Raw genomic sequence first — 8847 nt, forward strand, 5'->3', positions numbered from 1 at the left:
CCGGAAGAAGGACGAGGCCAACGACGAGCGCGAGTTCATCACGCAGACGAAGATGTGGTCGAACTGGAACAAGTGGATGTACATGGACACGTCCCTCGAGGAGGTGACCCAGTACACGCGGCGGTATCCGGACCGCTTCGCCGGGCTCGCCGGATACAACCCGTTCAGGATCAAGGAGAGCCTCGCCGAGATCGAGCTGGCGGTGAAGGAGCACGGCTTCAAGGGGGTCTACATCCACATCTACGGCTTCGACATCCCGCTCCACGACCGGAAGATGTACCCGCTCTACGCGAAGTGCGTCGAGCTGGACGTGCCGGTGTCGTTGCAGGTAGGGCACGTGCTGGAATCCATGCCGAGCGAGCACGCCCGGCCGATCTACCTGGACCGGATCGCCTGCGACTTCCCCGAGCTCAAGCTGATCGGGGCCCACACCGGCTGGCCCTGGGTCGAGGAGCTGCTCTCGGTCTGCTACAAGTGGGACAACGTCTGGTTCGGCGTGGACGCGTGGATGCCGAAATACCTCAAGCCGGAGATCGTCCAGTTCATCGGCAGCCGCATGGGGCAGGACCGATGCCTCTGGGGGACCAACGGGCTCCCGTGGAAGGAGAGCCTGGAGCAGGTGGAGCAGCTCGGGCTCAAGGCCGAAGCCAAGCGGAAGCTCCTCCGCGACAACGCGGTCCAGCTCTTCAAGCTGTGAAGGCGTGGTGGGACCTGACTGGCAAGGCTGCCCTGGTCACTGGGGCGAGCCGGGGGATCGGCCGCGCCATCGCCCTCGCCCTCGCCGAGGCGGGGCCGACGTCGTCTGCGCGGGGCGGAGCACCGCGCCCCTTGGCGAGACCGCCACGGCGGTGGAGGCCCTGGGGCGGCGCGCGGTCACGGTCACCGGTGACGTCACGAGCGCTGAGGAAGTGGACCGAATGGTGGGGCAAACCGTTGCGCAGTTCGGCAGGCTCGACGTCCTCATCAACAACGCGGGCACGGTCTTCGGCAAGGCCGCCGAGAAGGTGAGCGCCGGCGAGTGGCGGGCGCTCGTGGACGTCGATCTCACGGGTGCCTTTCTCTGCGCCCAGGCGGCCGGGCGGCAAATGATCCAGCAGCGGTCGGGACGCATCATCAACATCGGCTCGATCTTCGCGGAGCTGGGGACCCGCGGTTTTGCCGCCTACGCGGCAGCGAAGGCCGGCCTCCACGCCCTCACGCGCTCGCTCGCCTACGAGTGGGCGCGCTACGGCATCACCGTGAACTGCATCGCCCCCGGCTATGTCCGCACCGACTTCAACCGGGCTGCGCTCGCGGACCCCGAGACGCGTGCCCGCATCCTGTCGCGGATCCCGCTCGGGCGTGTCGGCGAGGCCGAGGAGGTCGGGCCGCTCGTGGTCTACCTCGCCTCGGACGCCTCGGCGTTCATGACCGGGCAGGTGATCTGCCTGGATGGCGGCCAGGTGATGGCATGGTAGACGCGCTCCTTCCCCCCCTGCGCCGGGCCCTCCAGGAGCAGGTCGTCCCGCTCCTCGGCGAGATGGACGAACGGCAGGAGCTGCCGCCCGCGGTCCGTCAGCTCTTCGCTCAGCTCGGCCTCTTCGCGCTCGTGGTTCCCGAGGCGTACGGCGGCCTCGCGCTGCCGCTCAGCGACTGCTGCCGGGTCATCGAGGCGATCGCCCAGGTGGACGCCTCGCTGGCCGTCCTCGTCCAGGCCCAGGCCACCGCGCTTCGGCCGCTCCTGCTGGCAGCGACACCCGAGCAGCGGGCCCGCTACTTCGGTGAGGTGGTGAGCCGCGGGGCGCTCTTCGCCTTCTGCCTCACCGAGCCCCAGGCGGGCTCGGATGCCGCGGCGCTGGCGACCCGGGCCGATCGCGAGAATGGCGGGTACGTCCTCAGCGGACAGAAGCGGTTCATCACCAACGGGGACATCGCGGACTACTACCTGGTCTTCGCTCGCACCGGGGCGGGCCGCGAGGGGATTTCCCTGTTCGTGGTGCCGGCGGGCGTGCCGGGTCTCGGTGCCGGCAAGCGCGAGAACAAGATGGGGCTCCGGGCCTCGCCCACCACCGACCTCTTCTTCGACGGGGTGCGGATTCCGGGGTCGGCGCGGATCGGCGCCGAGGGGGAGGGGTTCCCGCTCCTGAACGCCACGTTCGCGGCCTCGCGTCCCACCATCGCCGCCCAGGCTGTGGGGCTCGCGCAGGCGGCCCTGGACGCGGCGCGGAGCTACGCCCTCGAGCGGCGGCAGTTCGGCCGCCCGGTCGCCGATTTCCAGGGACTCCGGTTCCTGCTGGCCGACATGGCGATCCGGGTGGAGGCAGCCCGGGCGCTCACCTATCGGGCCAGCGCCGATTACGACGCCGGGCGGCCTTCACCCGTGCTCTCGGCGATAGCGAAGTGCTTCGCCTCTGACGTCGCCATGCGGGTCACCACCGACGCCGTGCAGGTCTTCGGCGGCTACGGCTTTCTCAAGGACTACCCGGTCGAACGCCTGATGCGCGACGCCAAGATCACCCAGATCTACGAGGGGACGAACCAGATCATGCGCGTCATCATCGCCCGCGAGCTGCTGGCGGGGTCCATGGAGCGCGACTGACCGTTACCGCCTCCCGGTGCCAGGTCGCTGGCGGGTTGCGCCTCGCGTCGGGCGGGTTGGGTTGTTGATCGCCGGAGGGGCAGAAATGGCTCGGGGGACGCTTCCCCTCGGTCTCCTGCTCTCGTGTCTGCTCCACGGGGGGCTCGCGCTCTTTGTCTGGTCGCTGTACGCCGGCGGGCGCCACCTGTCGGCCGGGATCGTCGAGGTCTTCCCGGCGGGGGAGTCGAGGCCGGAGTCGGGTGCTTCGCGCGTTCCGCAGGGCTCGCGCGGCGGCGCGTCGGGGCTTCGCGCCGCCGAACCTCGCCCGGCTGCGGTGCCCTCCTCGGTCTCGCTACCGGCGCAGCCGCCACCGGCTCAGGCCACGCGCGGACCTGCGCCGGAACCTGCGGCCCCCGTTTCGTTGCGCGCGGGCTCCAACGACGTCGAGCCGAGCCCCGGGCCCGGAGTTGCCGGACGGAGCGGCGAGCTCGTCAACGCAGGCGCTTCCGTTGGCGCCGCCGCGGGGCCGTCGACGCTTCCAGGTGGCGGTTACCAGCTGCTTCCCGCGTACCCCGAGGGGGCGCGGCTCTCGGGAGCCGAGGGGACCACCTCGCTCAGGATCCGGGTCCTGGAGGACGGCAGCGTCGGCGAGGTGATCGTCGCCCGGTCGGCCGGTCACCCCGGCCTCGACCAGGCCGCTGTGGACGCGGTGCAGCGCTGGCGCTTCGAGCCGGCCCGGCGAGGAGGCCGTCCCGTGGCGGTCCGGGTGAGCCTCCCCGTGAGGTTTCGTCTGGAATGAGCGGACCGGTGACTCTCCCGCTGCTGATCGGGATGGTCGCTTGGCTGGCTTCGGCGTCGGCCGAGGAAGCCGTTTCCCTCCCCGAGGTGGTGGTGACCGCCCCGCACCCGGTTCGGCCGCCCCGCTACCAGCAGCTGACGCGCCCCGCCTACCCCGAGGTGTCCCGGCGCCAGGGATTTGAGGGGACCGTGGTCCTCCTGGTGAAGGTCCTCGCCGATGGCCGGACCGGCGAGGTCAAGGTGAAGCGGTCGTCGGGGGATTCGGCGCTGGACGAGGCTGCGGTCATGGCAGCCCGGGGCTGGACGTTTCTGCCGGCGATGCGGGGGCCGAAGGCGGTGGGGGCCTGGGTCGAGATCCCGGTGAAGTTCGAACTGACCGTACCCAAGTGAAGCGAACCCTGCTTTCGCTCGCCTTCTTCATCTGGCTCGGCTCGGTGCCGACGCCCTGGGCTCAACCGCCCGCCGAGCAGCCGGTCCAACTCGAGCCCGTGGTGGTGACCGCAGGCCGAGTGGAGCAGCGGCTCAGCGAGGTTCCGGCCAGCGTCACGGTCCTGACGGAGAAGGAGATCCGCGCTTCCGCGGCCCAGACGGTGGATGACCTGCTCCGGCAGGTCCCCGGCTTCAGCCTGTTCCGACGCTCGTCGAGCCTGGTGACCCACCCGACGACACAGGGGGTGTCGCTGCGCGGGATCGGCCCGAGCGGCGCCAGCCGCGCCCTCGTCCTCGTCGATGGCGTGCCCCTCAACGATCCCTTCGGCGGGTGGGTCTACTGGAACCGGCTGCCCCGCCTCGGCATCGAGCGGATCGAGGTGGTCAGGGGAGGCGCATCGAGCGTGTGGGGCAACTACGCTCTCGGCGGGGTGATCCACATCGTCACCCGGCGCCCCGAGAAGCAGGCCGCCCTCTTCGAGGGGAGCTACGGGAATCGCGGGACGACGAGCCTCGATCTCGTGCTGAGCGACCTGTGGGGTCCTGCCGGGATCAGCCTGGAGGGGAGATTCTTCGAGACCGGCGGCTTCAAGGTCGTGAAGGAGAGCCAGCGCGGGGCCATCGATGTCGATGCCGACTCGACCCACCAGGTCTTCAACGGACGGCTCGAGTATCGGCTCAGCCCCGAAGCCAGCCTCTTTCTCGCGGGAAACCTCTTCACCGAGCAGCGCGGGAACGGGACGCCGCTCCAGGAAAACTCCACCGACTCGGGCTACGTCGCCGGCGGCGCGCAGCTTCGAACTGCGGACGGGAGCGACTGGTCCCTGCTGATCTTCTCCCACCTCCAGACCTTCGAGAGCACCTTCTCCTCGCAGGCCCTCGACCGGAACTCCGAGACCCTCGCGCTTGCCCAGGAGGTTCCTTCCACCGCCCTCGGAGGATCCCTCCAGTGGACCCGCCGCGCGGGTCCGCACCACCTGACGGGGGGCGCCGATCTCAGGTGGATCGACGGCGAGACGGACGAGGACGTGTTCGTCGGCGGCAACTTCGTCAGGCGTCGTGTCGCGGGAGGCGAGCAGTTTCTGGCGGGCCTCTACGGCCAGGACATCGTGTCGCTCTCTGCTCGGTGGGAGCTGGCGCTGGGGGCGCGGGTCGATTACTGGAGGAGCTTCGAGGGCTTTCGCACCGATCGTCCGCCCCCTCGGGGCATCCCCGCGGCCCAGCGCTTTGCCGACCGGGACAAAGTGGCGGTCAGCCCGAGGGTGGCGCTGCTCTTTCACCCGACTCAAGCGACGACGCTTCGGACCTCCGTCTATCAGGCCTTCAGGGCCCCGACGATCAACGAGCTTTTCCGGGTCTTCCGGGTCCGGAACGACGTGACGGCGGCGAACGCCAAGCTCGATCCCGAGCGGCTCACCGGAGGGGAGATGGGCATCGAGCACGGCTTCGGGCGTCAGCTGTCGGCCCGCCTCACCGGCTTCTGGAACGAGGTGGAGGATTCCATCGCCAACGTCACGCTGCCCGCGGCGCGACGCCTTCCGGACTGCCCCTCCGGCACGACCTGCCGCCAGCGCCAGAACCTGGACCGGACCCGGATCCGCGGCGTCGAGCCCGAAGTCACCTATCGTCCCGCGGCGGACTGGGAGCTGCTGGCGACGTACCTGTTCGCCGACGCCGAGGTCCTCGAGGCCCCAAGCCGGCGGAGCCTCGAGGGCAAACGGATCGCCCAGGTCCCCCGCCACCAGCTGACCCTCGGCGCCCGCTACGCGAACCCGGCGCTGCTGAACGTGTCCGTTCAGGGGCGCTATGTCTCGGACCAGTTCGAGGACGACGACAACAGCCTCAGGCTCGGGGACTTCTTCGTGCTGGACGTGACACTCTCCCGCGCGCTCTCCAAGTGGGGAGAGGTGTTCCTGGCCGTCGAGAACCTCTTCGACCGGACCTACGAGGTCGGCAAGACCACCGAAGGCGTGGTGACCATCGGCACACCCCGCCTGGTGCACGGCGGCCTGCGACTCCGCTTCTGAGTCGACCGAGGCTGGACCCGCACGAGCTGGTCGTTGATCAAGGTCTGCATCAGGTAGCCGAGGCAAGTAGAAGTCTAGAGTTTCGGTTTGAGGTGAGCGCGTGACATCCGTAAAAACCCTGACGCGGGCTAGGTGGGGCCCACTACCGCCCGGTCGGCGCGTGCCCGCAAAGGGAGCATCCGGCCGGTCCTGTTTAGATCGCACACGCGGCGGGGGGATCCCATGAAGGCTATGGGGAGAAGAGATGTTCTCAAAGGGATGGGGGCGGCCGCCGCGATCGCCGCGGCGCAGGGTCTGCTTCCCGGCGTCGTCTCCGCCGGCTGGAAACCTTCCGGCGCCCTGCCGCGGGACGTCGTGTGGCAGAAGGCTCCCTGCCGCTTCTGCGGAGTGGGCTGCGGCCTGCTGGTCGGCATCGCTCGGGGAAGAGCGGTCGCCGTCAAGGGAGACCTTGCGAGTCCTGTCAATAAAGGGCTCTGCTGCGTGAAGGGCTATCACGCCGTCCAGGCCCTGTACGGGAAGGATCGCATCACGAGAGCCCTGGTCCGCCAGAACGGGAAGCTCGTGGAAGTCCCCATGAAGGACGCGCTGGACTTGGTCGCGGGGAAGCTGAAGGAAACGATCGACCGGCACGGGAAAGATGCCGTCGCGCTGTACGGGTCTGGCCAGTGGACGATTCCCGACGGCTATATCGCCTCCAAGTTCATGAAAGGCGGCATCGGCACCAACAATCTCGAGGCCAACGCCCGTCTCTGCATGGCGAGTGCGGTGACCGGCTTCACGACGTCGTTCGGGCTGGACGAACCTATGGGCTGTTACGACGACATCGACCACGCCGACGTGTTCGTTCTGTGGGGCAACAACATGGCCGAGATGCATCCCGTGTTGTTCTCCCGCCTGCTGGATCGCCGCCTCAGGAACCCGCGCGTGAAAATTATCGACTTGGCCACGCGGACCACCCGCACGAGCTACGCGGCCGACAGGTCGTTCATCTTCGCGCCGCAGACCGATGTCGCCATCGCCAACGCCATCTGCTACGAGATCATCCACAATGGCTGGATGAATCGCGAGTTTGTCACGAAGCACTGCAGCTTCAAGAAGGGCAAGACTAACATCGGCTACGGACTGGAAGACGACTTCCGGTTCGAGGATGAGCCGCAGGATAGCAGCCTGGAGGAGTTCCGGAGGTTCCTCAACGACTACTCGCCGGAGAAGGTGGAAAAGCTCTCGGGAGTCGCCGCTGCCGACATCCGTTACCTCGCGTCCTTGTACGGCGATCCCGGGCGCAGGGTCACGAGTTTCTGGTGCATGGGTTTCAACCAGCACACCCGGGGGACCTGGATCAACAACCTCGTGTACAACATCCATCTCCTCGTCGGGAAGATCTCCACGCCCGGCAACAGCCCGTTCTCCCTGACGGGGCAACCGAGCGCCTGCGGCACGGTGCGGGAAGTGGGGACGCTCACCCACAAGCTGCCGAAGGGCGTCGTGACAAACGAAAAGGACCGCGAGCTGGCGGCCAGGATCTGGCAGGTTCCCGTCGAGCGTATCCCCGCCAAGCCCACGCACCATACCGTGTCCATGTTCCGCGCTCTGGATCGCGGGGACATTCGCTTCGTCTGGATCCAAGTGACCAACCCGATGGTCACAATGCCCAAGCTCCGGCGCTATCGGGACGGAGCCAGGAAAGAGGGGCGGTTCGTGGTGGTGTCCGACGTGTACCCCACGCCGACCGCAGAGATCGCCGACGTGGTTCTGCCTTCCGCCATGTGGATCGAGCGGGAAGGGATGTTCGGCAACTCGGAGCGGCGCACTCAGCATTGGGACAAGCTGACCGATCCTCCGGGCGAGGCGATGAGCGACGGCTGGCAATTGATCGAGGTCGCCCGTCGCCTGGGGCTCGGGAACCTCTTCCCATGGGGCGAAACCAATTATGTCCGAGAAGTCTGGAACGAATATCGCCGGTTCCACGCGGGGCCCCAGCACGAGATGGCGCCGTACGACGAGCTGCGGCGGCGGCCGGGAATCAAGTGGCCGTACGTGAACGGCAAGGAGACCAACTGGCGCTACAACACGAGGTACGATCCTGCCACGAAGGGGTACGACCCAGACGCCAAGAGGGACGGGTTCGACTTCTACGGGAAGCCCGGGGGACAGGCGTGGATCTGGCTCCGCCCGTACGAGCCTCCACCGGAGGCTCCCGATCGCGAATATCCGTTCTGGCTGAACACCGGCCGGGTGCTGGAGCACTGGCACACCGGATCGCTGACCCGCCGAATCCCGATCCTGCATCAAGCCGTGCCTCGCGCCTATGTGGAGCTTCATCCTGCTGACGCGGACAAGCTGAACATCCGCAACGGCGACCTGGTGAGGCTCACCAGCAAACGGGGAGCGCTCGTCCTGCCCGCCGCCATCGATCAGCGAGGTCGTCCGCCCAGAGGACAGGTGTTCGTGCCCTTCTTCGACGAGCACTATCTCATCAACGAGTTGACCCTGGACGCCTATTGCCCGATCTCAGCGCAGCCCGACTACAAGAAGTGCGCTGTGCGCGTGGAGAAGGCATGACGCTCGGAGCCCGCACGGGAACCCGAGCGGCGTTCATCGGCATCTGCGCCATCCTGATTGGCGCGGCGATCTACGTGATCGGGGAAAGCGTTCGCGAGGGGAGGTTGGGCGAACGGACGATCCGGGAGGCGGCCCGGGCCGAGGTGGCGGATCGCGATATCGCTCAGGAGGCGGGAGTCTTTCGGTTCTCGCGGAACGCCCTGAGCATTGCGGCGCAGCCGGCATCCTCGGATCGGAGCCGCAACCTCGCCAGCTTCTACCGGCGGAGAGCCTATCTCGGCGCGCCTCCAGTTATTCCGCACACGGTCAAAGCGGACATGGACCGGGGCGGGACGTCGTGTCTCGCCTGCCATGAGACGGGGGGTTTTGCGTCCGAGTTCAAGACCTTTGCTCCGGTGACTCCGCACCCGGAGCTCGTGAGCTGCCGTCAGTGCCACGTCCCCGCGACGACGGAGGTCCTGTTCAGAGAAACGC

General features: G+C 68.0%; 7 protein-coding genes and 1 pseudogene. All 8 read left to right on the plus strand.

The genetic code is table 11. The annotated features are described in order from the left end of the window. Positions 1-697, plus strand: a 697-nt coding sequence (locus HY726_00660) for an amidohydrolase (GenBank protein ID MBI4607503.1), incomplete at its 5' end; no start/stop codon positions are given. Then, a pseudogene (fabG, locus tag HY726_00665) lies at positions 694-1457 on the plus strand (3-oxoacyl-ACP reductase FabG). The gene HY726_00660 and the pseudogene fabG, both read left to right, overlap by 4 nt. Then, positions 1451-2578 (plus strand): acyl-CoA dehydrogenase family protein, encoded by a 1128-nt coding sequence (locus HY726_00670; protein MBI4607504.1) that lies wholly within the window; start codon positions 1451-1453, stop codon positions 2576-2578. Before fabG ends, HY726_00670 begins: the two are co-directional and overlap by 7 nt. 85 nt (positions 2579-2663) lie before the next feature. Then, a complete protein-coding gene (locus HY726_00675; protein ID MBI4607505.1) occupies positions 2664-3356 on the plus strand; it encodes an energy transducer TonB in 693 nt (230 codons plus the stop codon). Between the two features lie 8 nt (positions 3357-3364). After that, complete coding sequence (locus HY726_00680) at positions 3365-3745, plus strand: energy transducer TonB (GenBank protein ID MBI4607506.1); 381 nt, start codon at positions 3365-3367, stop codon at positions 3743-3745. Next, positions 3742-5811: a TonB-dependent receptor gene (locus HY726_00685; protein MBI4607507.1), complete on the plus strand. Its 2070-nt coding sequence runs from the start codon at positions 3742-3744 to the stop codon at positions 5809-5811. Before HY726_00680 ends, HY726_00685 begins: the two co-directional genes overlap by 4 nt. Before the next feature lie 222 nt (positions 5812-6033). Beyond that, positions 6034-8373 carry a molybdopterin-dependent oxidoreductase gene (locus tag HY726_00690; protein ID MBI4607508.1) on the plus strand — a complete coding sequence of 780 codons (2340 nt, stop codon included), beginning with the start codon at positions 6034-6036 and terminating at the stop codon, positions 8371-8373. Further along, positions 8370-8847, plus strand: a 478-nt coding sequence (locus HY726_00695; protein MBI4607509.1) for a nitrate reductase cytochrome c-type subunit, incomplete at its 3' end; no start/stop codon positions are given. The genes HY726_00690 and HY726_00695, both read left to right, overlap by 4 nt.

The organism is Candidatus Rokuibacteriota bacterium (genome assembly GCA_016209385.1).
GTDB lineage: Bacteria > Methylomirabilota > Methylomirabilia > Rokubacteriales > CSP1-6 > JACQWB01.